The organism is Paenibacillus sp. FSL H8-0317, assembly GCF_045040685.1.
Classification (GTDB): domain Bacteria; phylum Bacillota; class Bacilli; order Paenibacillales; family Paenibacillaceae; genus Paenibacillus.
Window position 1 is genome coordinate 1,272,561 of the sequence record NZ_CP150294.1, and the last position, 24,218, is coordinate 1,296,778.

Below are 24,218 nucleotides of genomic sequence, written 5' to 3' on the forward strand. Positions count from 1 at the left end.
GTTCTCTATATCCTATTAATTCTATTCTGCACGTACTTTAAAGAATGAGATCAGTTCTTGCAGTTGTTCGGATACAACCGAGAGCTCATCGGAGGCACTCACAATGGCTGCCATGGAGGCTTCCTGCTCATCAATTGACTGCTCAATTTGTTTACTGCTGCTTGCTGCCTTGCTGACATTGGCAGACAGTTCATCGGCCGTAGCAGACATTTCTTGTGTGCTTGCCGAGATCTCTTCAGTAGAACTGGAGATATCCTGAATCTGGTTTGCAACTTTATTCGTAGCAGTCAGAATATTCTCGAAGAATACACCAGTCTCTTGGGTAACTTCCAAGCCTTTGGTAACTTCCTTGGAACCCAACTGCATCGCTTCGGAAGACTGCATGATATCCCGTTGAATTTCTTCAATTAACTGTCGAATTTGCTTCGCTGATTCCTGCGATTGCTCTGCCAGGTTACGTACCTCACCTGCAACCACCGCAAAACCTCTTCCTTCTTCACCTGCACGGGCTGCCTCGATTGAAGCGTTAAGTGCAAGCAAGTTGGTTTGTCCGGCAATCTCCGTGATTACGTTAACAATGTTGCTAATCTGGTTCGAGTTATTTTCCAAAGACTGAATCGAGTTTGACGTATTTTGCACCGCACCGGAGATCAGGCGCATCTGCTCAATGACTTGTTGCATCACCACATTACCTGTGCTGGAGCGCTGCTCCATGCTGAGTGCTTCATCTGCCACATCGGCTGAGCTGCTGGCGATCGTCTGCACTACCGTTGACATCTCAGTCATGGCACGTGCGTTCTCCACAGTGGCTTTGTCTTGTGACACCAGTCCAGTAGATATTTCCCGAATATTGGTGCTAATGGATTGAATGTTCACATTATTTTTCTCGGAAATGCCCAGTAGTTGTTTGGAAGATTCCGAGAGGTGATGCGAAGTATTCTGTACTTTATAGATGGTTGTATTGAATCGATGGATCATCGCATTAAACTTCTCGTTGATGATACCCAGATCATCTCGCCCGGTATCGATGGTTACGTCCAGATTACCCGTGCTGACTTCTTCGATACCTTTCATCAGATTGCGGATCGGAAGCAACGTTCTTTTCAGCAAAATGAATTGCAACACCATGAACAGGATCAAGAAACCGATCAGGAACATCAAACCGTACGTAAGCAGTTTGTTAAGGCCTTTTGGAACGGCACTTGCATCTACATCGAAGTAAAGAGCAGCGTACATGGAGCCATCTGCGTTATTAATCGGATAGATCAGAGTGGTCCAAGTTCCGTACTCATCCGTGTAGAAATCACTGAAGGCAGGCTTTCCGTCCTTTTTCATCTGTTCCAGCACTACGACGTTATTCTGAGGCAGCGGGTACATGGCACCTGCAGGCAGATTACCCTCCTCGAATGGTTCCAACAGGTTGGTTGGAATCGCGATGATGGACGTTCCGTTTCCTTCCTCAAGTTCTGAACCAAAAATGTACGCTTGCGCGATGTTTGGATAGAATTCATGGATGGAATCGAGATAAGCTTTCATTTCCAGCTGTACAGGACCGGAGTAGCTTTTTTCCTTAGCCGCTTCTGCCACTTTGGCAGTGTCGAGATCGTCATACCATTTCTGGGTGATGACGGTAGCCTGGTCGTGCAACTGTTCAACCAAGATATTTTTTTGCAATTGATACGCGGCAGTAATCAGGATTACACCGATCAACATGATGCTGCCGAATGAAATCACCAAATTTTTGATGAAGAAAGGCATGGTACTCCAGCGAAGCTTATTAAACAAGATGGTTCACTCCTTCTACGATTGTGACGAAGGACTTATCCTGGGGGTTTACACGCTATGTAATTGTTGACTTAAAAAAATGCAATGTGGTCCCTAAATATCTTGTCTGCTCAAATTCTCTTTTGTTTCTAAAAGCTTTTTGTAAAGAGTTTTGCTATTCACGTATATGAACTCCAGGTAAGTTCTACTCTTCAGATATATCGTTATAAAGGCATATTAATGTTAGATAATTGCAATAAAATAGGACTTATGAACCGGTTCCAAGGTTATAATTGCGCTTTTTTTCATTATATTTCTTGTATGTCCATGAAAATTTCATAGTGATACATATCATTTTTAATCGCGTTTAAGATTCACTAAAGGTTAGTCCCCTACCATGATTACATAAGCCTCAGTAGCTTAATAGAAACCAAGAAGGAGGATTCATCATTTTGAATATTTTATTACGAAAAGTTACAGTAACGGCATTGTCCGTGACGATGGTAACGACATCTTTTGGGCTGATCGGAAGTCCGAATGCGGCATATGCTTCAGAAAGTACAGCGACAACCACGAGTGCAGGCGTGACGCAAGCTTATGAATCATTGTTCCAGACGGATAACGTCATAGATGTGAATGTAACGATTGATGATGCAGACTGGAAGAGCATGCTCGAAAGTCCGCTGGATAAGGATTATAAGAATGTGAGTGTGGAAGTGGACGGCAACAAGCTGGACAACGTCGGTTTTTCCACCAAGGGCAATCTGACCCTGAAAGCTGTAGCCTCAATGGAAGATTCGGACCGTTACAGCTTCAGACTGAAGTTTGATAAATACGATAAAACACAAAGCCTGCTTGGACTGGACAAAATGGTGCTGAACAATAACTACGCCGATCCGTCGTATATGCGTGAAGTTCTACACTATGAAGCACTGCGGAGTATTGGCATGGATGTCCCAATGACGAACTATGTTAATCTGTACGTTAACGGCGAGCTGGTTGGTTTCTATACTGGCGTTGAAGCAGTGGATGATAGCTATCTGGAGCGCAACTACGGTGAGAATTACGAAGAAGGTGACCTCTATGATACGGATGAGAAGAGTTATCTTCAATACGAAGAGGGCAGTGACTACAGTACAATCACCAAAGACTTGGGTACGGATAAGGACAAAACCAAACTCAAAACCTTCATCCAAACACTAAATGAGATGCCAGAAGGAGAAAAGGGTGATATTGAAAGTGTACTGGACGTAGATTCGGCGCTTCAATATATTGCAGGCAACATGGTTTTTGGCAACTATGACAGCTATAACGGCGACAAAGGACACAACTACATGCTCTACAGTGATGCCGCTGGCAAGTTCACGGTTGTTCCTTGGGACTTCAACATGTCCTTCAACGGGTACTCGGGCGGAGGCGGACGTGGCACAACAACCGGATCAACCACGACTAACACCAATGCTACGAACGTATCTGTAGACGAGCCTGTATTGGGCATCAGCATGGAAAATGTACCGATGATCAATAACCTGCTTGCTGTGCCGGAGTATAAGGAAAAATATTTGAGTTACGTCAACGAACTGACGGACTACATGGAAGGCATTCAAGATCGTATTACTGGCCTTGCCGATGAGATTCGTCCTTATGTAGAAGCAGATCCAACGAAATTTTATACGACAGAACAGTTTGAATCCAACATCGCTTATTCTGCCAATGCAGATGCGGCAGGTGGTATGGGCGGTACACCACCAGAAGGATTTGAGGGAATGACCCCACCTGAAGGCATGGAAGGTATGACGCCGCCTGAAGGTTTCGAAGGAATGACACCTCCGGATGAAGCAACAGATCCAACAACGAATACAGGAAATACGCAGACACGCCCTGGTGGTAACTTTGGCGGCGGGGGCGGAGGCATGGGCTCCATGGCAGCCGGATCACTGACGACATTTGCACTGAACCGTCTTGCGAATCTGCAAGAGCAACTCGGACGTGAAGTAACGCCTTTGCCTGAGAATTCGGAAGAGACAGGTTCGAATACTTCATCCGGAACAACCGACAAAACTATTACCGTAACACTCGATGGTAAATCGATCACATTCCCGGATCAGGACCCGCTGCAGCAAAATGGACGAGTAATGGTACCTGTGAACGCAATCCTCGAAGCAATGGGTGCAGAAGTGACTTGGGACAAAACGGCTAAGACGGTAACGGCGGTTCTGAATGATCAGACCTTTGTGCTCAAGGTCGGAAGCAGCACCGCAACCGTAAATGGAGAGACACTCGAAATTGATGCACCAGCGATCATTCAAAACAGTCGCACACTCGTGCCTGTACGCTTCATCTCAGAAGGACTGGGACTTACCGTGGACTGGGATCAAACCGCTGCACAAGTAAGCCTTACATCCAAATAAGAGATATCTTCTCAAGAGCAACGTTGTTGTATGGAGAATAAGAAAAGGGATTCGATGGTCAGATCGAATCCCTTTTTGCTCTGCTTTGTCAGGTTAGACGGAGCGAACATCCAGCAAAATCCGGCCTCGTTCATGTCTGGCCTTACTTTTGGCATGTGTTTGATTGGCTTCACTTAAAGAACATTCTTACATGATTACGGATAATTCGTAAAATATTAGGTTTCAACAAGTTGTTTTTGTGATAAAAGTCACTGAAATATTATAAATATTGTGATCACTCCTACCGATAAGACTATAGTGATATTCGAAACGGATTCGAAATTGGCTTGAATATCCCCACAACTACATAGGGAAAAGGGTGGCTCACACACATGCGAAGCATGAGCATCGGTACCAAAATCAGTTTGATCGTTATCAGTATATTTATCACCTTCTCTTCAGCCGTGGCGGTAAGTGTAATCCTGGAGATGAGACAGGGGATTACGACATTTGCTACAGAGAAGGCAAAGCGAGATTTGGAGATGGCGAATAGTATCATTACATATAAGCATCCAGGAGATTGGGCCATTAAGGATGGACAATTATTCAAGGGAGATGCCGCGCTGGAAGGCAACTTTGAATTGGTGGATGAGATTGGACAAGCGTCTGGGGACACGGTGACGATCTTCCGAGGTGACGAACGTGTTGCAACAAATGTCATGGTGGACGGAAAGCGTGCTGTCGGTACGAAGGTATCGGACGAGGTCGCCCAGACCGTTTTGCAGCAAGGGGAAAAATACTTCGGTGAAGCCGTGGTTGTGGGTCAGAAATATCAGACGGCCTATGAACCAATCAAGAACGCATCCGGAGACATTATTGGAATTTTCTATGTGGGTGCTTCTCAATCGTTAATTGATGTGATTATCTCCTCGTTCCTCAAGACATTCCTGATCGTATTCCTGCTTGCAATGTTGGTCGCAATTACCCTGATCCTGCTGTACGTTCGCAGGGTGAGAGTAAGAATCGAGCGGGTATCTGTGGCGATTAAACGTGCGGGGACGGGCGATTTCACACAGCCAGTTGTGGACAACATCCAAGACGAGATTGGCATGCTGGGTACGGGATACAATGAGATGAGAAGTAATCTCCAGGTCATCATTCAAGGCGGACTTCAAGCTGCGGAGAAAGCAGAGCATTCGACTGGACTGCTACTCAAGATTGCGGATCAAACGGCCAAAGAATCGGCGCAGATTGCATCCTCCGTTGAACAAGTGGCGCACGGAGCCGATAGTCAGACGATCAGTACAGAAGAAAATCTGCAGGCCATGGAAGAAGTGGCTATAGGTGTACAACGTATGGCGGACAAGGCCTCCAGTATCTCGGACTCTGCCTTGTATTCACGCAAACAGGCAGAAACCGGAGGTGAAGCGGTGCAACTTACCGTTCAGCAGATGTCTACAATTGAATCTTCCGTTACCACAACGGATGAAGTCATTCGTATGCTGGAAGGGAAGTCGGCACAGATTAGCCAGATGGTTTCCGCTATTCATGAGATTGCAAATCAAACGAATCTACTCGCCCTCAATGCATCCATTGAAGCGGCAAGAGCAGGGGAGCATGGCAGAGGATTTGCCGTCGTATCTACCGAGGTTCGTAAACTGGCTGAACAAGCTGGAGACTCTTCAGATCGTATTGAAGAACTGGTCGAAGCCATGGAACAAGATATGCAGCAATCGCTATCGGCCATGTCGAGAGTGAAGGACGAAGTACAGGAAGGACTGCGCTTGACCCGGGAAACGGAGCAAAACTTCAGCCTGATCCGGGATACAAACCTGCGTATTGCTACAGAGATTGAGGACATGGCTGCGACGAGTGAAGAGATGTCCGCAGGCGTGGAACAGATCGTGGCTTCTGTGCATGAGATCGCTCGCCATGCGCAGACGGCCAGTACCAATTCACAACAGGCTGCAAGATCTGTTCATGAACAGCTCAAGTCGGTAGAACAGATCAAGGCATCTGCGGCTATTTTGTCTGATGTGTCGACAGAGCTCCAGACCTCACTTAGTCCGTTTAAGATTTAATATCTGTTACAATAGGGAAAAGGAGGGACTACAATATGGCCCCTGATAAAACAAAACTTTTCCCAAACGAGAATATCCGTACGGTGTGTTACATTCAAAACCTGCCGCCGCGTTCCAACGTGGACATCGGTGATTATACCTATTATAGCGATAACACGAATCCGCCAGAGCAATTCTATGACCGGATACAGCATCATTATGACTTTATTGGTGATCGCCTGGTCATTGGGAATTTCTGTGCAATTGCGGAAGGTGTGACATTCATTATGAATGGCGCGAATCATCGGATGGAGGGTATGACCACTTATCCGTTCAACATTTTTGGTGGAGGATGGGAGCGTGTGACACCTACACTGGAACAACTTCCATATAAGGGTGACACGGTACTGGGGAACGATGTATGGCTTGGACAAAATGTAACGATCATGCCTGGTATCACGATTGGAGACGGGGCAATCGTTGCCTCCAATTCAACCGTTGTTAAGGACATTGAACCCTATACGATTGTTGGTGGTAATCCAGCCAAGACTATTAAAAAGCGTTTTGACGAAGAGACGATTGGACTGCTGCTGGAATTGAAGTGGTGGGATCAGGATGAGGAATGGCTGGATACGCATTTGGAACGTCTTGTCTCTACATATGATCTCCAGATCTTGCGCGAACTACTGAACAGCAAATAGGATGGTTGTACATTGTGCATAAAAGACAAAATAGCTGGTTCCTGACGGAGCCGGCTTCCAAGCAAATCAGACCCTGGACCGTTTTGAGCGGATCAGGGCCTCTTGTTGTCCAAGATGAAATGTTAATTTAGCGGGTGGGTGGTCGTAGGTTGCAATCAGACTGTACTGATGGGGGCTTTAAATGAGTATGAGCTTCTGTATGATCCGAGTTTGTCTGTTTGCCTGAATAAAAGTTAATGATATCATCAACGGTAGTAAACACGACATTTAAATCCATATTATCATTGTGTGTTTGAATAAAAACCTCTTTTCAATGGGTTGTTACGTTTGTTACGTGGTTTAATTTAAAGCTTCTTTCATGCTTAAACCTGCTGTGAATACAGGAACTTTACCTGCAGGTAGTTGAATTTCCTTGCCTGTTTTCCGGCTTCTTCCTGTTCTTGCCTCACGCTTCTGCACTTCAAATTTCCCGAATCCAACCAGTTGAACTTCTTTACCTTCTTTGAGAGCTTCGAGAATCGAGTCCAGTACAACGGTTACAGCTTTTTCAGCATTCTTCTTGGAGAAACCGCCAGCCTTAGCTACTTCTGTGATCAATTGTTCTTTATCCATGGGAATACCTCGCTTTCATTCTTGTGATGTGAAATCTTTTCTTTACTGTGCAACATATGTGTAAATAAAAAGCTGCCTTATTAATAAGGCAGCTTTCATATAATTAAAGTTTAGTAACGTTCTCAGCTTGTGGTCCACGGTTACCTTGAGTTACTTCAAATTGAACGCGTTGACCTTCGTCCAAAGATTTGTAACCTTCACCTTGAATTGCACTGAAATGAACGAATACATCTGTTCCTTCTTCAGTTTCGATAAAGCCGAATCCTTTATCCGCGTTGAACCATTTCACTGTACCTGTTTGCATGTGATTCCTCCAAAAAATAAGTTTTTAGCCGATCATTATGACGAGTATTATTGAAAAATTGACACTCACCTGGTGCATTCAAACCACGAACTTGATGTCCGCTAATGTATCGATTAATATGATAATACCATGTCCGCTAATATAAGTCAAGATTTGGAGGTATTTTCTAATGAATCAGTCATCAGGGATTTCGGTGCAGCGGGAACCGACGATAGAGGAATTCATACATATGCTTGCTAATGAGGGAGAATTGCATCCCAAAACCGTGAAGGAATATACAAGTGATCTGAAACACTTTATCGAATGGTACAAGGAAAGCACCATGCTTAGTGAAGAGTTCTCACTGCGAATTGAAGATGTGGATACATCCACTTTAGTCAGTTATCGTGAAAATGCTCACAACGTTATGTTATTGAAACCAGCCACCATTAACCGGAGGTTGATTACGCTGAAGCGTTTTTTCAAATGGGCTGTCTTGGAATCCAGGCTCAGTCATGACCCTTCCAAACCATTAAAATTCATTCCGGAAGACAAAGTAAGTCCACGCCGAATGACATTAGAAGAAGAGCAGGCATTCCTCGCGGCAGTGGAGTACGGTAATTCCCTTCGTGATCAGACAATCCTGACCCTAATGTTTCACACAGGCTTGCGAACGATGGAGGTATGCAACCTCAAGCCTCAGGATATCGAACTTGGTAGACGAAGCGGTCACCTGACAGTGAGAGCCGATAAACGCAACGTGCAACGTAAGATCCCTTTGAATATACAATGTGTTGTCATGTTGAATCAGTACTTATCTGATCTTGCTACCGATCCTGCTTACCTTTTTCCTTCAGAGAAGACAAACGATCGTTTAACGGAGAGAGCATTGCGGCACCTGATTAAAAAAGTAATGATAACAGCAGGGCTGGAAGGATTGAGTTCACACGATCTGCGTCATCGTTTTGGCTACGTCATGGCTGAGCATACGCCACTGCACCGTTTAGCCGAGATAATGGGACACACCAACCCAGATACAACCATGATTTATTTTAAAGCATTAAGTACAAATCATCGTAAAGAACAAGAATGAAGTCTGAATTATAGTTAGAATCAAAACACCTCTTATTAGAAGTACTTCGAAATTTCCCGTGTTTGTATTACTTTAACCTGCCTTTAGCACTCATATACTATCCTTCACATTTCACTTAGGCACTGCCCAACAGGGTTGCCTTACCTCTATTAAAGAAAGCGATTACATATCCCTGATAATATTGTATATTATGATGGCAACCTTGGAGCAGATCAACATGAGCCTTTGCATTTTGCTTCAATTCGGTGAGCCATAAGAAATCAAATGATTCACAATGCTACATATATATTCGTTGCTAGGGCATAAGGCCGTCATCAAAAGGAGGAATCCAAACATGTACCGGGTACTGCTGGTGGATGATGAAGAAGATGTGCGTGAAGGACTTGTTGTAGAGGTCGATTGGGAAGCGCTCGATCTGCGGATTGTCGGTTTGGCTGAGAATGGGCGGGAAGCATTGGAGATGGCGGAGCGGGTAGAGCCGGACATTGTGGTGACGGATATCAGCATGCCATTCATGAATGGTCTGGAACTCGCACAAAGATTGAGGAAGCGTAATCCACTCGTGAAGGTGGTCATTTTGACTGGATATGATGAATTTGATTATGCGAGGCAAGCCATCTCGTTAAGTGTGGATGAATATCTGCTGAAGCCGTTCTCGGCAGGGCATCTCACCGAACTGCTCACAAGATTGCGCGCCCAGATGGCGGCTGAAGTGGCTGAGCGTGAAGATGTACAGCAGCTGCGTGAGCACTATCATACCAGTTTGCCTTTATTACAGGCAGATCTGATGGCGACCTTGCTCCATCGGCAGAAATCCTCGACATATATTCATAGTAAAGCCAAACAATGCGGATTGGACCTGACAGGAGAGCGCTATGGGGTGTCCGTATTGACACTGCACATGGATGGAGAAGTACAGAAGGAGAAGTCTGAGGGAGTATTTATCGAGCCCCCACAGCGACATAACAAAACATCATCCGAGGTAGCGGATCAGTCTGAGATATTGGTTCCCGGAGGTTCCTTGCGTCAATCTGAGGATGCTGAGCTGAAACGCTTTGCTGCACTTAACATTGCGGCAGAAGTCTGGGCGGAGCATGGGGCAGGTCATGCCTTTATGCATCAGGAGACGATTGTCCTGCTCTATGTGGATCGCTCGGGCGGTACAGATGGAGCGAAGCGGCAACAGAAAGCGTTGGAAAATGTGATGCGCAGCATCAACCACTATTTACGTATCCCGGCTACGGTGGGATCTGGTCAGATTGTCGATACACTCGCGGATGTGAATCATGCCTATGAAGATGCCCTGCTGGCATTGGATTATCGACTTGTGCCCGGGACGGATTCAATTATATACATCGCGGACGTGGAGCGACAGACAGCGGGAAAGCTGCGGTTCGACGAGTTGAAGCAGCAGACGCTGACACGTTGTCTGAAGGCGGGTACACAAGCGGAGCTGGAGGAAGCACTTGCGATCATTTTCCGGGAAATTACAGTGGAACACGGGCGAAGTGATATTCAGCTCTATTTAATTGAAGTATTAACAACAGTATGGAAGGCAGCACAGGCATCAGGGGAGGAAATGGAGGACATCTTTGGTGCAGGGTTCCAGTTGTATGCGGATTTGTTCCGACTGCCGGGACTTACTGATGCACAGAAGAAGGTACGGGAAGTCTGTCTACTCGTACAACATCGCATTGCCAGCGGACGCCAGCATGTATACAAGGATATTGTCGAGCAGGCGTTAGTCTTCACCAAGGAGCATTATGCCGACCCGGACCTGTCCATTCAGAAGGTGTGTGGGCATTTGCATATCAGCTCCGGTTATTTTTGTGGCATTTTCAAAAAAGAAGTGCAGCTTACCTTTCTGCAATACCTAATGCAGATCCGAATGGAGGCAGCGCGGGAACTGCTTCGCTCGACAGAACTGAAGTCATTTGAGATTGCAGAGCAGGTTGGCTTTGCTGAACCCAATTACTTCAGTTTTTGTTTCAAAAAACATATTGGCGTCTCGCCCAAAGAATATCGTAAACAGGCTTCTCAGACAGCAAGTGAAGGTTCGATCCGATGAAGTTTTTGTCCAGATGGGTGAAGTCCACGGGACCTCAATTACGCTCTCGTCTGCGTTCGTCCAGAGTCAGCAGTATCCGGTTTATTATTACGTGGTCCTTTTCCGTCTTCATCGTTTTGGTACTGACCATCATGGCGATGCTTCTGCATGACAAGTTCACGCAGGCTGCCGAGCGAAGTGCGGAACTCACGACGAGACAGATTGTGGATCAGGTCAGTTATAACCTGGAGGATTACGTCCGCAGTATGTCTCATCTGTACCGTGCCATTGAGGAACACATGCTGCGTGACGGGACATGGGAAGGGGAACTGGTGGACAAACAACTCGACACACTGCTCAGCAGTCGTGAAGATATCATTTCAATTACTCTGCTCGATTCCACGGGGAAATTGCTCAAGAACCGACCTACAGCTGAATTAAAACCAAGTGCCCATGTGACACAGCAAGGGTGGTTTCAGTCTGCGCTTCGTGTGCCGGATCACCTGAGTTTCTCGTTGCCTCATATTCAGAACATGTACACAGGCCCATATAAATGGGTCGTTTCCATGAGCAAAGGCATAACGATACGGCAAAATGGTCAGGATCGGCAGGTTATTCTGCTGGTCGATATCAATTTCAAACAGATGGATGAACTGAGCCGTCGGGTCAGTCTGGGGCAACGAGGATACGTGTATATCATCGATGAAAGTGCAGGCAATATCGTGTACCATCCGCAGCAGCAATTGATGTATATGGGGCTCAAAAGCGAGAATATTGAACAGGCTTTGGTGGCTTCCGGCAGTTACGAAGATGAAGCAGATGGACAGAAAAGGCTGAATACCGTGAAATCCGTTGCCAATATCGGGTGGAAAATAGTCGGTGTTGCTTATCTGGATGAGATTATGACAACGCGTCAGGAGGTCAATGGATATCTCATTCGTGTACTGGTCGTTGTTCTGGTACTGGTCATTCTCGTATCCCTGTTTCTTTCCTCCAGTCTGACGCGTCCGATCCGGCGAATGGAACGTAAGATGAAGGCGGTGGAGCGCGGGGATTTCAACGTGGAGTTGCCTATTGAAGGGCCGCTGGAGGTGGAACGACTATCCCGTCGCTTCAACCTGATGGTCAATAAAATTCGCACCTTGATGGATGAGATCATCCATGAACAGGAACAGAAGCGGCGTCTGGAGCTGGAGGCTTTACAGGCTCAGATCAATCCGCATTTTCTATATAATACGCTGAATTCTGTGGTGCGCATGGTAGGCATGAGCCGCAATGAGGAAGTGATCACGATGATCACATCTCTTTCGCGCCTGTTCCGCATAAGTCTTAGTCAAGGCAAAACGATTATCACGGTCAGGGAAGAGCTGGAGCATGCGCAGCATTATTTGACGATTCAGCAGATGAGGTTCAAGCGCAAATTCAACTTTACGATTAAGGCCGATGATACGCTTCTGGATTGCCTGACATTAAAGCTGGTGCTTCAACCCCTGATTGAGAACGCCATTGTTCATGGCATCGAGTACCACATGGACGAAGGAAGTATTGAGGTCGATGTCTATCATGAGGACAACAAGCTGGTGTTTCGCATTACAGATAATGGGGTCGGCATGACGGAAGAACAGATGTCGGGATTATTGAGTGGTCGTCCTGTGGTCAAAAGCGGTGCAGGCTCCGGCGTAGCGGTACGCAACGTCCATGACCGAATTCGGCTTTATTATGGGGAGGGCTTCGGCCTTGATTTTGCAAGTGAGTTGGAAGAAGGTACCACGGTCTGGGTTCGGATTCCCATTCAATCGCAGCAGAAGGAGGGTGAGCCTGATGACAAACAACCAAGTGAATAAGAACGATACTCATAGAGTTAAAGGATTGAATATCCGTACATTTTGGAAAAAGGTTGTTGCGAGCTTCCCTGGAATCCGGAAACGTCGGTTATTAACCCAGACAGCTGCAAGCTGCTGTCTGCTCATATGCAGTGCCTGTGGCTTATCGAGTCCCGATGCTACGGCAGCACCGCCACGTATTGCGCTGATTACGCCAGCTGGGACAGGGGAACTTGCGGAAGCCATCCGGCTTGGCGCCGAAGCGGCTGCCAAAGAGAGTGGGGCCGAACTGATTACCGTGGAAGCATACCCTTCCGATGGTGATGTGTACACACCTGCCATTCTGGACTCTGCTGGAAGCCAGATGCAGGTCAAACAGGAAAATATCAACAGCCAAACGTTGTCTCGCAGTGCACGAGAGCAGGCTCAAGTGGAGGCCGCCGCATCGGCTCTGAAGCAGGGGGCATCAGCTCTATTGGTTGATCCCCTAAGTGAGAAGGCACTTAGTGACATCATTCAGGAGGCACAGACAATGAATTCTGATGGAACCATTGTTCCTGTCATTGTGCTTAACGATGAATTTCCCGTGAAAGGCATCACCAGTTTCATCTCGATGGATAATGTTGAGGCGGGAAGACAGGCCGGCCAGGCTATGGCGGGGCTTCTGGAAGGAAAAGGGCTTGTGGCCTTATTGGGCCCCGATCCTCTTAATTCTGGTCTGATTCAGAGAGAGCAGGGAGTTATGGAAGCTTTGGTACAGTATCCTGATATTCAAGTAGAACCCAAATCGATATGTAATACACGGGATGGATGTTGGCAGACTGCAAAGCAATTGCTGGACCAGCAGGAGGTGGATGGCTTCATTACTCTTCAGGAACCTGCTTCTCTGGGAGCAGCCGATGAACTGAATCGACGCAAATCTGCGGGCAAAGTAAGGATTGTTGGATTCGGCAGTGAACAACAGCAACTGGAGCAATTGCAAGAAGGGGTCTTTGATCATCTCATCGTCCAGAATGGATACAGTGCAGGTTATCTGGGATTGAATCAAGCCGTTGCACGGCTGAACAATCAACAGGTGCAAGCGAGAGTGTTACTTGAGACCAAGCTGGTTAGTACAGACAATATGTTCTGGATGGATAACCAGAAGCTGTTGTTTCCTTTTGTACAATAAAAGAGTGCCGGAACGAATGCTGAATGAAGAAATTAAGGAGTTTGTTAACTTGAGGAAGATTTCGATAGAACAGGTGAAGATATTGTATTCGAATTTAATGTAAACCCTTTCATAATAAAGACATCGGTGAAGCCGAATGAACTTGGGGGAGGTCATTAGGATATGAAGAATATGAAGAAAACGTGGATGACACTGTTGATTACGGCATGTATGGTTGTGGCGGCGGGGTGTAGCAGCGGCGGAGACAGTGCAGGTGGAAGTACGGGAACAGATACAGGAGGTCAGACAGCAGCCGGGACGGAAACGCCAAAGATTGGTGTTGCCATCTACAAATTCGATGATACATTCATGACGGGTGTACGTAATGCAATGACCGCAGCAGCGGAAGGCGTTGCGACTCTGGATATCGTGGACAGCCAGAATGCACAGCCGACCCAGAATGAGAAAGTGGATCTGTTTGTATCCAAGAAATACAATGCAATGGCCGTGAACCCGGTGGACCGGACGGCGGCAGGTGTCATCATTGACAAGGCTAAGGCAGCGAATATTCCAGTAGTATTCCTCAACCGTGAGCCGGTGGCGGAAGATATGAACAAATGGGATAAAGTGTACTACGTAGGAGCCAAAGCGGAGGAGTCCGGTACGATCTCCGGTCAGCTAATTGTGGATTACTGGAAAGCACATCCGGAAGCGGACAAAAACGGTGATGGCAAACTGCAATACGTCATGCTGAAAGGGGAACCGGGTCACCAGGATGCAGAGCTTCGGACCAAATATTCGGTTCAGGCGATCCAGGATGCCGGAATTGAAGTGGAAGCGCTGGCGGAAGACACGGCGATGTGGGATCGGGTAAAAGGTCAGGAGAAAATGCAGGCGTTCCTGGCTTCACATGGTGACAAGATTGAAGCCGTTCTCGCAAACAATGATGACATGGCCTTGGGAGCCATTGAGGCATTGAAAGCAGCCGGATACTTCAAGGACGGCAAATCCATGCCGGTTGTAGGTGTGGATGCAACAGCTCCAGCCATTCAGGCTCTCCAGGATGGTACAATGCTGGGCACGGTGCTTAATGATGCCAAGAATCAGGGTGCAGCCACGGTGGCACTGGCTTCCGTACTTGCCAAAGGTGAGACACCAACAAAGGAAAATACCAAATACGACATTACAGATGGTAAATACGTCTGGATTGCATACAAAAAGATTACAAAAGACAACATCGCCGACGCCCAATAACAGCACGAGACAGGGACGTCCGACATTCGGGTAGCGTCCCTTTTTTGCCGGTCATATGGAAGGGAGGAACCAAGATGGAGTCACCTTACCTGCTGGAGATGAATGGAGTTTCCAAGGCATTTCCGGGTGTGCAGGCACTAAGTCAGGTCACATTGAAAGTGAAACCGGGGACGGTTCACGCCTTGATGGGAGAGAATGGAGCGGGGAAATCCACACTTATGAAATGTCTGTTCGGCATGTATCACCCGGATGAAGGAACGATACGTATCGAAGGAAAGGATGTGGATATTCCGAATTCCAAAGCGGCCCTTCAGCAAGGCATATCCATGATTCATCAGGAGCTGAATCCGGTCCCGCATCGTCCGGTGATGGAGAATATATGGCTGGGTCGTTTTCCGATGAGGGGAATACTAGTGGACGAGAAACGGATGTATACCGAAACGCTGGCCCTGTTCAAGGACTTGAACCTGGATATTGATCCGAAGGCTCAGGCGGGAACACTGTCTGTCTCCAAGATTCAATCCATGGAAATCGCCAAGGCGGTCTCGTTTCAATCCAAAGTCATCGTCATGGATGAGCCAACTTCTTCCCTGACAGGCAAGGAAGTGGATCAGCTCTTCGCCATTATTAATGAACTGCGCAGTCGCGGCGTATCCATTATCTATATTTCACACAAGATGGAGGAGATCCTGACGATCTCGGATGAAGTGACGATCATGCGTGATGGTTTCGTTGTAGGAACTTGGGATGCTGCTGATTTAACAACAGATCTGATCATTACGCGTATGGTTGGCCGTGATCTGGACGAACGTTTCCCGGAACGGACGAACGTACCCGGTGAAGTGATATTAAAAGCCGAGGGTCTGACATCAAGCCAGTCCAAATCGTTTTGTGATGTATCCTTTGAGCTGCGAAAAGGTGAAGTGCTTGGCATTGGCGGCTTGGTTGGAGCACAGCGGACAGAACTGATTGAGTCCTTGTTTGGACTGCGTGGACTCGCTTCAGGTACAATTTCGATTCATGGGCGCAAGGTGAAGATTAACTCCCCCGCAGCAGCGAAGCGTCATAACATCGCGTTGCTCACCGAAGAACGAAGGGTCACAGGAATCTTCCCGGTGTTGTCGGTGTATGAGAACACGATCATTGCCAGTCTGGGGCGCTACCGAAATCGAATGGGCTTGCTGGACGAGAAAAAGGGCCGCGAAGAGGCACGTGAGCAGACGCAGAAGTTCAGAACCAAAACGCCTTCAGTTAACACGCTGATTCGCAACCTATCTGGCGGTAATCAGCAGAAAGTTCTGCTGGCCCGTTGGTTATTGACCGACCCGGAGATACTCCTGCTGGATGAACCGACGCGTGGAATTGATGTAGGGGCCAAGTTTGAGATTTACACCATTATTACGGAACTGGCTCGTCAGGGCAAAAGCATTATCATGATTAGCTCGGAGATGCCAGAACTGCTGGGTATGTCGGATCGCATTATGGTGATGAGCGAAGGGCGTCTCACCGGAATCGTGGACGGAGCCGAGGCAACAGAGCAGGATATTATGAGGCTGGCCGCGCAGCAGCGGATGGCTTAGTCAGGAGGGAAACAGATGAACACACAGATGATCAATCAAGTGAAACAATATGTAACACAACGCGCCATCTTTATCGTATTGATCCTGCTCATTATTGGTATCGCGATTGCCGATCCGAATTTTCTGGCCTTCTCCACACTACGGGACATCTTGCAGCAGTCCTCCACACGGGCCATTATTGCGCTCGGTGCAGCTTTTATCCTTGTCACGGGCGGGGTCGATCTGTCCGCTGGACGGGTGGTTGGTCTGACAGCGGTTGTATCGGCATCGATGCTGCAAATTGACGAGTATGCCAATCGCTTCTTCCCCGATCTGCCCCACTTATGGGTGGGTCTGCCGATCCTTGTCGGGATTACCGCGGGTCTATTCGTGGGATTGGTCAATGGACTCATTGTCGCCAAATTACATGTACCTCCTTTTATCGCAACGCTGGGTACGATGGTTGCCGTGTACGGACTGAACTCCATTTATTTTGATACGGAACCCAACCAGTCACAGCCGATCGGAGGATTACGACCGGACTTCACCGTTATTGGCTCTGGATACATTGATCTGGGCGGAGGTTATTCCATCCCGTATATTGTCCTGATTGCTATTGCGGTGGCATTAATCTGCTGGGTGGTCTTTAACAAAACACGTCTCGGCAAAAACATGTACGCGATTGGTGGCAACATTCAGGCAGCGCATGTATCCGGGATTCATGTGGCACGCAACCTGGTTGCGCTGTATGCTATTGCGGGTGCACTATATGGTCTGGGCGGTGTACTTGAGGCAGCACGCACAGGTGGAGCAACAAACAATTACGGTAACATGTATGAGCTGGATGCGATTGCCGCATGTGTGGTAGGCGGCGTATCAACGGCAGGAGGTATTGGAACGGTTCCTGGGGTTATGGCGGGTGTGCTGATCTTCGGGGTCATTAACTATGGTCTGACGTTTATTGGTGTGAGCCCATACTGGCAGTTGATTATCAAAGGATTGATCATTGTTGCTGCGGTGGCTTTTGATATCCGTAAGTATATGGCGAAGAAATAAGATGAGCCTCAAGAGGTTACACCAGTCACTCCGATGACAGAACAACCTTCTGATCGCTGTTATCCCCAGATTTTTTTGATTCCCTTCTAAAAGAAGTGAAAATCCGGGGATAGCATATGCTTCCGATGCAGCTTTCTTTCAGAAAGCTTTTAGGCGAACGCTCCGCTTCTTCAGGTTATTTCTGTCCTCTACGTTATCGTGTAAACAATTTGTTCATCTTATATGGAAAAGCAGCAAAGAAGCCAGCCCTCTGAATATAGAGAGCTGGCTTTAAGCGTTTAACCATTGACCATCCAATCGATAACGGGGATAACTGGTCCAATGATGCATAAGAGCAACATGAATCCGGCGACGTTATAAGATACACTTGTGCCATAATGTGAACGATTTTTTTTGGCAAGCAAGAAGGCTGGAATCCAGAAGAGGGCTGCTACTACAAAAGGAATATGAAGTCCTTGAGTTCCGTTGCTATAAATCGGTATGTTTATTAAGTTAAAAAGATAGTGACTGATCATAAAATTTGTTTTGCCCCATTGGAAATTAAAGGCGAGACCCATCAATAGTACGAGTAGAGAGAGCGTTCCGAGGCCCAGTGGTTTTCGTTGTGTTATCATGTGATATCCTCCATAAGAAAGTATTTATCCTAAATTAATCCATTAATGTATTGTACCACAATAATGATTTATGCGAAGAGGAATTGTTTCACTTTTGTTGATTACAATTACATCATATGTCCTATTGCCTTCATAATTTATACATTCGTGCGAATTTGACGAGCCTCCACTAATCGACAACATCAGCTAATCATAATCGATATAATACATGTACATAAGTTGTTTGATGTGAGTTTTATGTCAAAGGGGGCGAGGCTGTTTGCTTAGTTACACGATGAAAATGGTGATATTCCCGCTAGGTTGTCTGCTTGTCATTCTGTCCTCTTATGTTCTCAGGCTTACCCCTAATATGGCAATAATGTCACTTTCGGCGACATTATTGGTAGCAAGTATTTATGGGGAGAGACGATATCCTGTGCTGCGAAAATTTCAGTGGATTTTTCTCGGGATATTCCACTATTTCAGTGAACTGAACTGGTGCAACATGCTGTATTATATGCTCATTATTTCAATGATCCAGGACAAACCAAGGTTGGCACAGACCTTGCCGATTTCGTTGCTGCTTATGCTGCAATATACGTTGATTCGGCTTTCGTATGTGCCTGTAGATACATATGCTTTGCTGGTTTCGTTATTTGACCTGTTAACCTCGGTTGTTATCATTTTTTTGTATCATACCTTAATCAACAGTGAGGTCGAGAAGCGCAGGCTTCGGGAAAAGAATCGGTTCCTGACCCTGCATGATCCGCTTACCGGACTGTTGAATTACGAAGGTTACATGGAGATGTTACATAAGACAGTAGAAGAGCAACGGTCTTTTTTGCTTGTCCTTTTGAACGTCAATAACTTTAGCGGCTTTAAAAAAGATTCAGAAGATCCTTGGTGTACGGTAATCACAGGTACAGGCCAGATGATCAGCAATCATTTCACCGAAGCCTATGGCATATCCCGGTATGCAGGAGACCGATTTGCGGTCGTTTTGCCAGAGATACAGGATGTGGAAGAACGAATGTCGTCACTGCTATCCGTGCAGCTTCAAGGACTCCAGGTAAGCTACAGCATCTCTCTGTACCCTGAAATGTCAGATTCGTTGCAGCACTTTATGACGGTAGCCGAGGATAGGCTGCTTCAACAACAGCGCAGCAAATGGCTGAAAAATGAAGAAGAAGTATTTCGTTCCGAAAGACTGAGGGCAGTAGGTGAACTGGCTGCGGGTATGGCTCACGAAATTCGGAACCCGCTTACCGCAATTCGGGGATTCCTGCAGCTGTCCCGTGGACAAGCGTTTAATATCGCGCCATGGTATGAAGTGATTATGGGTGAGGTGACGAGAGTAACCGATCTGACGGCTGAATTTTTGCAGTTTTCCAAACCACATGCCAATCACATGAAGCCTGAACATTTGGGTCACTGCCTTGAACGAGTGATGTCTTTGACCGAGTCAGATGCGGCATCCCGAGGGCATCAAATTACGCTTGAAATGACTAATGAGCCAGTTGTGATCATCATGGATCGAGATAAAATTGTGCAGGTATTGATTAATCTGATTCGTAACGCTTTTGAAGCAATGACAGACCCTGGTGAGGTTCATATGGATTTGTTGCAGGACGGGGACGCAGTACTCATTTCAATTACAGATACAGGAAGCGGCATTCCGGAAAATTCGCTATCCACAATCTTTAATCCATTTTATACAACCAAAGAAGAAGGTACGGGGCTTGGACTTGCACTCTGCCAGAAAATCGTTCAGGATCACAATGGTAAAATTACCGTCCATAGCGAAATGGGGGTTGGCTCTACCTTCACGCTTCATCTGCCCATGGAGACGTAAATCGTATAACCACCCAGAGATAGCAATAACATAGTCATTAGTCAAAAATATAAAAACGCCGCTTGGGTCCTGAAGAACCCCATGCGGCGTTTAGTATTTCAATTTCAGACTATATTGGGTTGAACTAATCATTTACACGTAACGGAGAGGACAGAAAAAACCTGAAAAGCGGAGCTGAAAGCTTTCTGAAAGAAAGCTACTTCGGAAGCATGCACCTCGCCTTTATCCCCGGATTTTCCCCTTATGAAAAGGGAATCGATAAAATCTGGGGATAACAGCGATTGGAAGGTTATTCTGTCATCGTAGTGTCTGTGTAAATAATCATTAGTTCGACTTATTGAGCTGTCCCTGATGTAACTGATAGTAGAATCCTTGTTGCTGCATCAACTCATCATGGTTGCCCTGTTCAGCGATCTGTCCATCATCAATGACGAGAATCTGATCGGCTTCACGAATCGTGCTCAGTCTGTGGGCGATGACAAAGCTGGTGCGGTCTTTCATTAAAGTGCGCATCGCTTCCTGGATCTTCATCTCTGTACGCGTATCAATGCTGCTGGTTGCTTCATCCAGAATAAGAATGGCCGGATCAGCCAGAATTGCCCGGGCAATGGTCAGCAGTTGTCGTTGTCCCTGACTCAGGTTGCTTCCCCCGGAAATGATGGGGGTATCGTAACCCTGTGGCAGTTTGCGGATGAACGAATGTGCATTTGCCAGCTCAGCCGCTTGCCTGATCTGTTCATCCGTTGCGTCCGACTTGCCGTAGGCAAGATTGTCGCGAATGGTACCCGAGAACAGGTAGGCATCCTGAAGGACAATGCCGAGTTGCCGACGGAGTTGATCCTTCTCCAGTTCCGAGATGTCACATCCATCAATGGTAATCTGTCCGCCTGTAATCTCGTAGAAACGGGGCAACAGGTTGATAATGGTCGTTTTACCTGCCCCGGTAGGTCCAACAAGTGCAATCATCTCACCAGGTTTTACAGTAAAACTAACCTTCTTGAGAATGTCTCGCTCCGCGCTATACCCAAAAGAGACGTCTTCAAATACAACTCTACCTTGAATCTGATCCAGCTGTTTCTTCTGTTCCTCTACGTATTCGCCAGGTGTATCCATAATGTGGAACACACGTTCAGCACCTGCGATTGCAGCCTGAATGAGATTGTACTGATTGGCTAGATCGTTGAGTGGCCGCTCAATCTGGCGGGAGTAAGCGAGAAAGCTGACGATCAGTCCAATGGACGTCATTTCATGATAAGCCATCCATCCACCTACAGAAGCGAGTATGGCAAACCCGATATTGTTCATCACGTTCATCGTGGGTCCAACTAAACCTGAAACGGTCTGGGCCTGTGTGCTGGATGTGCGCAGTTTCTCGTTCAGATTCTGAAAATGCCGATGTGCCTGATCCTGACGGTTATAGGCAGCAACGACTTTTTGTCCAGCAATGGTTTCCTGAGCATACCCATTAAGCTCACCAAGTAATTTCTGCTGGGCGGTGAAGTGTTTGCGTGTTCTTGACGCGATCAGGCGAGTGGCGATGGTTATCAAGGGTACAGTCACCAGACTGAGCAGGGTGAGCCGAACATCGAGTGCAAACATGATCGACAAGGAGCCAACGAGCAGGATGGCACTGGACATCAATTGGGTTACGCTTTGATTCAGCGTTGTAGATACGTTATCGATATCATTAGTGGCTCGGCTCATCAGGTCCCCGCTTTGATTTTTATCAAAAAAGCTAATAGGCAGCTCTTGCAGTCGAGAGAACAACGCATGTCGCAGATCTTTGACGGTCAGTTGGGACACACCAATCATGACATAGGATTGAGCCCACATCAGGAGTGAGCCAAGGGCATAAACACTCAGCAAGAGGAGACATTCCTTCAGCAAACCCGCTGTTATTTTGGGCACGATATGTTCGTTAACGGCACGGCCGAGAAGGTAAGGTCCTGCCAGGTTAAGCAGTGTTCCAAGAGCCGTCAGCACTAATGCAGCAATAACTCCTTTGCGATGACGTCCCATGTACGACCATACCCGGATTAGGGCGTGGCGAGCATTTTTGGCTCTGACTTTGGGAACAGGTCCTCTGCCCGCAGGTCCGGGTCTTCCGATGGGAGGCACGACCGTTTGTTGTATGGAGGAAGATGCAGGTTTAGCCAAATTGAACATCCTCCTTCCGTTGCTGCGAATAATAGATGGCTTGATAGTGTGATGAATGAGCCATAAGGTCATCATGTGTGCCTCTGGCAACGATCTGTCCTTCATCAATGACATATATACAGTCTGCATCCTTCACGGAGGAGATCCGCTGTGCAATCAAAAAGGTGGTACTGTCTTTCATCAAGGATTGCAAAGCCTTCTGAATGCTCGCTTCCGTGCGTAGATCCACAGCACTGGTGCTATCATCCAGAATCAGTACTTCCGGTCGCATGAGCAGGGCGCGTGCAATGGATATCCGCTGTTTCTGTCCACCGGACAGATTGACCCCGCGTTGACCCAGCTCCGTGTCATACCCATCTTTCAGTTTCATAATAAAATCATCCGCTGCCGCAGCTTGTGCCGCAGCACGCAATTCAGCATCTGTTGCACCTGGCCGGCCGAAACAAATGTTATCCCGGATGCTGCCGCTGAACAGGATGGATTCCTGTAGCACAATGGACACACGGCTGCGAAGATCCTGAAGATCCCAGTGGCGAACGTTCACTCCATTCACGAGCACTTCACCCTGCGAAGCATCGTATAGACGGGGAATCAGCTGCACCAGCGAGGTTTTGCCTGAACCTGTTGAACCGATCAGGGCCACTTTCTCACCCGGGCGAGCCCTCAGGTTAATGTCAGTGAGTGCATGGTCTCCGTCATAACGAAAAGATACGTCTCTGAACTCCACTTGACCGCCTGTGTGTGAGGGAAGAGAAGACGTTTGGTTTCGGGACTGATCACGAGTAGACGGGGATGACTGTACATTCCCCGAGTTATCGTTGTCGGTTCCCGATTGGATATCTGGCTCTGTATGTAACACCTCGTTGATCCGGGCAGCAGATACCTTGGCACGGGAGAAGCTCATCATCATCATGCCGATTGACGTGAGGGAAGAGAGTACAACCGTGACATAGTTGATAAAAGCAATCAGATCCCCGGCGGCAATATCGCCTCCCACTACCTGGGAACCTCCAAACCACAGCACCGCTACAATGGTAGCGTTCAGCATCAGGCTGAGTACGGGTGCGTTCAGCGTTACAATACGCCAGGCTTTGACGGCGGTTGTAGTGTAATCTTCGTTGGATTGCTTGAACCGTTTTTTCTCCAGACGTGCACGTGCAAACGCCTTGACGACACGAATGCCGGCAAGATTCTCCTGAAGCACGGCGTTGACCTGATCAAGCTTGATCTGCACACTGGCGAACAGCGGATAGGAAGCTTTTATTAGAATAAATAAAATAATAAACAGTACCGGTACTGTCGCAATAAGAATCAAAGCCAGTTTCACACTGATCGTAAACGCCATGATGATACTTCCGATGATCAGCATTGGCGAACGGATAAACATCCGCAGCAGCATCTGCACAAAGGTCTGCATCTGGGTAATGTCACTGGTCAGACGAGTGATCAGAGATCCTTCCTGAAACGTATCCAGATTGCGGAAGGAGAAGGTTTGAATATGGTCAAACAGTTCCTGGCGAAGATCTGTGCCGTATCCAACGGCAGCTTTGCTTGAATAGAGTGTACAGCCTGCGCCGCCAACCCAGCCGATTAACGCAACAAGTAACATGATCAGACCTGTGGTCACGATATGGGGCAGGTTCCCTGCAAGTACACCATCATCCACAATGCTGGACATCAGCTTGGGCTGGAGCAGGTCCATGGTAACCTCAAGTACCATGAGCAGCGGGGCGACGATTGCCGCCGACTTATACGGGGTCAAGAATCGTTTTAACGTCCACAATAGGGAATCACCTCAATCTTCATTGCATAATTATTTTCTTT

17 protein-coding genes are annotated in these 24,218 nt (G+C 47.2%); 11 read left to right on the top strand and 6 right to left on the bottom strand.

Annotated elements, in window-relative coordinates:
* Positions 1-21: 21 nt before the first annotated feature.
* Positions 22-1,758 carry a methyl-accepting chemotaxis protein gene (locus MHB43_RS05755; protein ID WP_101314730.1) on the bottom strand — a complete coding sequence of 579 codons (1,737 nt, stop codon included), beginning with the start codon at positions 1,756-1,758 and terminating at the stop codon, positions 22-24.
* Positions 1,759-2,216: 458 nt separating this feature from the next.
* On the opposite strand from MHB43_RS05755, the gene MHB43_RS05760 reads away from it, so the two are divergent.
* From MHB43_RS05760 to MHB43_RS05770, 3 genes are all read left to right on the top strand, one after another.
* Positions 2,217-4,175, top strand: coding sequence for a CotH kinase family protein (locus MHB43_RS05760; protein WP_405131529.1), 1,959 nt, complete (start codon positions 2,217-2,219; stop codon positions 4,173-4,175).
* A gap of 371 nt (positions 4,176-4,546) precedes the next feature.
* Positions 4,547-6,235, top strand: a complete 1,689-nt coding sequence (locus MHB43_RS05765) for a methyl-accepting chemotaxis protein (RefSeq protein WP_405131530.1) — start codon at positions 4,547-4,549, stop codon at positions 6,233-6,235.
* Between the two features lie 35 nt (positions 6,236-6,270).
* Positions 6,271-6,915, top strand: coding sequence for a Vat family streptogramin A O-acetyltransferase (locus MHB43_RS05770; RefSeq protein WP_221818959.1), 645 nt, complete (start codon positions 6,271-6,273; stop codon positions 6,913-6,915).
* A gap of 339 nt (positions 6,916-7,254) precedes the next feature.
* Here the strand turns inward: MHB43_RS05770 and MHB43_RS05775 are convergent, their stop codons facing one another.
* Positions 7,255-7,527 (bottom strand): HU family DNA-binding protein, encoded by a 273-nt coding sequence (locus MHB43_RS05775; protein ID WP_036606368.1) that lies wholly within the window; start codon positions 7,525-7,527, stop codon positions 7,255-7,257.
* A gap of 103 nt (positions 7,528-7,630) precedes the next feature.
* Positions 7,631-7,831 (bottom strand): cold-shock protein, encoded by a 201-nt coding sequence (locus MHB43_RS05780; protein ID WP_017690333.1) that lies wholly within the window; start codon positions 7,829-7,831, stop codon positions 7,631-7,633.
* A gap of 169 nt (positions 7,832-8,000) precedes the next feature.
* On the opposite strand from MHB43_RS05780, the gene MHB43_RS05785 reads away from it, so the two are divergent.
* The 7 genes from MHB43_RS05785 to mglC all read left to right on the top strand — a co-directional run bounded on the left by MHB43_RS05785 (position 8,001) and on the right by mglC (position 17,792).
* Positions 8,001-8,903, top strand: a complete 903-nt coding sequence (locus MHB43_RS05785; RefSeq protein WP_221818960.1) for a tyrosine-type recombinase/integrase — start codon at positions 8,001-8,003, stop codon at positions 8,901-8,903.
* 334 nt (positions 8,904-9,237) lie between these two features.
* Positions 9,238-10,971: a response regulator gene (locus tag MHB43_RS05790; protein ID WP_221818961.1), complete on the top strand. Its 1,734-nt coding sequence runs from the start codon at positions 9,238-9,240 to the stop codon at positions 10,969-10,971.
* A complete protein-coding gene (locus MHB43_RS05795) occupies positions 10,968-12,794 on the top strand; it encodes a sensor histidine kinase (RefSeq protein WP_221818962.1) in 1,827 nt (608 codons plus the stop codon). The genes MHB43_RS05790 and MHB43_RS05795 overlap by 4 nt, the downstream gene beginning before the upstream one ends.
* A complete protein-coding gene (locus tag MHB43_RS05800; protein ID WP_405131531.1) occupies positions 12,772-13,944 on the top strand; it encodes a substrate-binding domain-containing protein in 1,173 nt (390 codons plus the stop codon). The genes MHB43_RS05795 and MHB43_RS05800 overlap by 23 nt, the downstream gene beginning before the upstream one ends.
* Before the next feature lie 171 nt (positions 13,945-14,115).
* Positions 14,116-15,177, top strand: a complete 1,062-nt coding sequence (locus MHB43_RS05805) for a galactose ABC transporter substrate-binding protein (protein WP_036606548.1) — start codon at positions 14,116-14,118, stop codon at positions 15,175-15,177.
* A gap of 74 nt (positions 15,178-15,251) precedes the next feature.
* Complete coding sequence (locus MHB43_RS05810; protein WP_221818964.1) at positions 15,252-16,757, top strand: sugar ABC transporter ATP-binding protein; 1,506 nt, start codon at positions 15,252-15,254, stop codon at positions 16,755-16,757.
* A 15-nt stretch (positions 16,758-16,772) separates the two neighbouring features.
* On the top strand, positions 16,773-17,792 hold the full coding sequence (gene mglC / locus MHB43_RS05815) for a galactose/methyl galactoside ABC transporter permease MglC (protein ID WP_221818965.1): 1,020 nt from the start codon (positions 16,773-16,775) through the stop codon (positions 17,790-17,792).
* Between the two features lie 278 nt (positions 17,793-18,070).
* Here the strand turns inward: mglC and MHB43_RS05820 are convergent, their stop codons facing one another.
* On the bottom strand, positions 18,071-18,406 hold the full coding sequence (locus tag MHB43_RS05820) for a hypothetical protein (RefSeq protein WP_221818966.1): 336 nt from the start codon (positions 18,404-18,406) through the stop codon (positions 18,071-18,073).
* A gap of 415 nt (positions 18,407-18,821) precedes the next feature.
* Between MHB43_RS05820 and MHB43_RS05825 the strand changes: the two genes are divergently transcribed.
* Positions 18,822-20,237, top strand: a complete 1,416-nt coding sequence (locus MHB43_RS05825) for an ATP-binding protein (RefSeq protein WP_221819310.1) — start codon at positions 18,822-18,824, stop codon at positions 20,235-20,237.
* Between the two features lie 324 nt (positions 20,238-20,561).
* Here MHB43_RS05825 and MHB43_RS05830 read toward each other — a convergent pair whose 3' ends face one another.
* Both MHB43_RS05830 and MHB43_RS05835 read right to left on the bottom strand, forming a co-directional pair.
* Positions 20,562-22,394 carry an ABC transporter ATP-binding protein gene (locus tag MHB43_RS05830; RefSeq protein WP_221818967.1) on the bottom strand — a complete coding sequence of 611 codons (1,833 nt, stop codon included), beginning with the start codon at positions 22,392-22,394 and terminating at the stop codon, positions 20,562-20,564.
* Positions 22,387-24,177 carry an ABC transporter ATP-binding protein gene (locus MHB43_RS05835; RefSeq protein WP_221818968.1) on the bottom strand — a complete coding sequence of 597 codons (1,791 nt, stop codon included), beginning with the start codon at positions 24,175-24,177 and terminating at the stop codon, positions 22,387-22,389. The genes MHB43_RS05830 and MHB43_RS05835 overlap by 8 nt, the downstream gene beginning before the upstream one ends.
* Between the last annotated feature and the right edge of the window lie 41 nt (positions 24,178-24,218).

Excerpts from the sequence above, each read along its gene's own strand:
- mglC (WP_221818965.1), top strand. The coding sequence starts at position 16,773 with ATGAACACACAGATGATCAATCAAGTGAAACAATATGTAACACAACGC.
- MHB43_RS05765 (WP_405131530.1), top strand. The coding sequence starts at position 4,547 with ATGCGAAGCATGAGCATCGGTACCAAAATCAGTTTGATCGTTATCAGT.
- MHB43_RS05795 (WP_221818962.1), top strand. The coding sequence starts at position 10,968 with ATGAAGTTTTTGTCCAGATGGGTGAAGTCCACGGGACCTCAATTACGC.
- MHB43_RS05790 (WP_221818961.1), top strand. The coding sequence starts at position 9,238 with ATGTACCGGGTACTGCTGGTGGATGATGAAGAAGATGTGCGTGAAGGA.
- MHB43_RS05805 (WP_036606548.1), top strand. The coding sequence starts at position 14,116 with ATGAAGAAAACGTGGATGACACTGTTGATTACGGCATGTATGGTTGTG.
- MHB43_RS05755 (WP_101314730.1), bottom strand. The coding sequence starts at position 1,758 with ATGCCTTTCTTCATCAAAAATTTGGTGATTTCATTCGGCAGCATCATG.
- MHB43_RS05780 (WP_017690333.1), bottom strand. The coding sequence starts at position 7,831 with ATGCAAACAGGTACAGTGAAATGGTTCAACGCGGATAAAGGATTCGGC.
- MHB43_RS05785 (WP_221818960.1), top strand. The coding sequence starts at position 8,001 with ATGAATCAGTCATCAGGGATTTCGGTGCAGCGGGAACCGACGATAGAG.
- MHB43_RS05810 (WP_221818964.1), top strand. The coding sequence starts at position 15,252 with ATGGAGTCACCTTACCTGCTGGAGATGAATGGAGTTTCCAAGGCATTT.
- MHB43_RS05800 (WP_405131531.1), top strand. The coding sequence starts at position 12,772 with ATGACAAACAACCAAGTGAATAAGAACGATACTCATAGAGTTAAAGGA.
- MHB43_RS05770 (WP_221818959.1), top strand. The coding sequence starts at position 6,271 with ATGGCCCCTGATAAAACAAAACTTTTCCCAAACGAGAATATCCGTACG.
- MHB43_RS05820 (WP_221818966.1), bottom strand. The coding sequence starts at position 18,406 with ATGATAACACAACGAAAACCACTGGGCCTCGGAACGCTCTCTCTACTC.
- MHB43_RS05775 (WP_036606368.1), bottom strand. The coding sequence starts at position 7,527 with ATGGATAAAGAACAATTGATCACAGAAGTAGCTAAGGCTGGCGGTTTC.